1 protein-coding gene is annotated in these 1,386 nt (G+C 63.9%); it reads right to left on the reverse strand.

Annotation, left to right across the window (positions count from 1 at the left end; genetic code table 11):
* Positions 1-41: 41 nt before the first annotated feature.
* Entirely contained in the window at positions 42-1,295 is a 1,254-nt protein-coding gene (locus ACSGC5_RS14890; protein WP_434971348.1) for an IS256 family transposase, read from the reverse strand.
* Positions 1,296-1,386: the final 91 nt, after the last annotated feature.

Genomic DNA, 1,386 nt, shown 5'->3' on the forward strand with positions numbered 1-1,386 from the left:
TCGGGTCTGTCCGATAAACGGTGTGTGGGATCCGGCGGTTTTCATTCGTGAGTGGTTTTCTCGAACCGTCCGGCGAAGGTGATCGCGAACGCGTTCAGCGCGGGCTTCCACCTCATCACCCAGCGTGCCCTTCCGCCGCCAGTCGGGTCAAGCGACCGCGTCACGAGGTAGAGACATTTCAGCGCGGCGGCCTCGTTGGGAAAGTGCCCCCGAGCTCTCACGGCGCGCCGATAGCGAGCGTTGATTGACTCGATCGCGTTGGTCGTGCAGATCACCCGCCGGATCTCGACGTCATACTCGAGGAACGGCACGAACTCCGCCCAGCTGTTCTTCCAGAGCTGCACGATCGCCGGATACCGTCCGCCCCACTCGGCGGCGAACTCCTCGAACCGATCCTTCGCCGCCTGCTCCGACGGGGCCGTGTAGACGGGTTTGAGGGAACGGACGATCGCGTCGCGGTGCTGCCGGCCGGCGTAGCGGAACGAGTTGCGGATCAGATGGACGATGCACTGCTGGACGACCGTTTGCTCCCAAGTGGTGTTGATCGCCTCCGGGAGACCCTTCAGCCCGTCGCAGACCGCGATGAGCACGTCCTCGACACCCCGGTTCTTCAGCTCGGTGAACACCTGCAGCCAGAACCTCGCACCCTCCTGGCCGTCACCGGCCCAGATGCCGAGGATGTCGCGTTCCCCGTTCACGGTGACGCCCATCACGACATAGAACGGGGTGTTCCTCACCTGCCCGTCACGGACCTTCACCACGATCGCGTCGACGAAGATCACCGGGTAGAGCGCATCCAACGGCCTGCTCGACCATTCGGCGAGTTCCCCGGCGACCTTCTCGGTGATCCGGCTGATCGTGTCCTTGGAGACCTTCGCCCCATAGACCTCATCGAAATGCGCCGCGATCTCACCCGTCGTCAGCCCTCGCGCGGTCAACGAGAGCACGATCTGATCGACCCCGTCCAGTCGGCGCTTCCTTTTCGGGACGATCACCGGTTCGAACGAGCCGTCACGGTCTCTGGGCACCTCGATCTCGACGGGCCCGATCTCGGTGAGCACCGTCTTGACCCGCGTCCCGTTACGCATGTTCTCGCCGATCGGGGTCCCGCCGTGCTCGTGGCCGAGGTGCTCGGTCAACTCGGCATTCAGCGCGGTCTCGAGCACGTTCTTCGTGAGCTGGCTGAGCAGGCTGCCCGGCCCCGTCAGGCTCACGCCCTGCTCCTTCGCCTGCGCGAGCAAGCGTTCTGCGAGTTCTTTCTGATCGATGATCTCCCCGGTCACGGGATCAATCATCTCGTCGTCAACAACGACAGTGGTCGTGTCAGCCACGGCCATCTCCTTTCGGATCAGGCCGGACCCCACACACCGTTATTCAGACAGTCCC

It is taken from the genome of Microbacterium sp. bgisy207 (assembly GCF_965345035.1).
GTDB lineage: Bacteria > Actinomycetota > Actinomycetes > Actinomycetales > Microbacteriaceae > Microbacterium.

Coding starts and splice junctions, on each gene's coding strand:
- ACSGC5_RS14890 (WP_434971348.1), bottom strand. CDS start 1,295: ATGATTGATCCCGTGACCGGGGAGATCATCGATCAGAAAGAACTCGCA.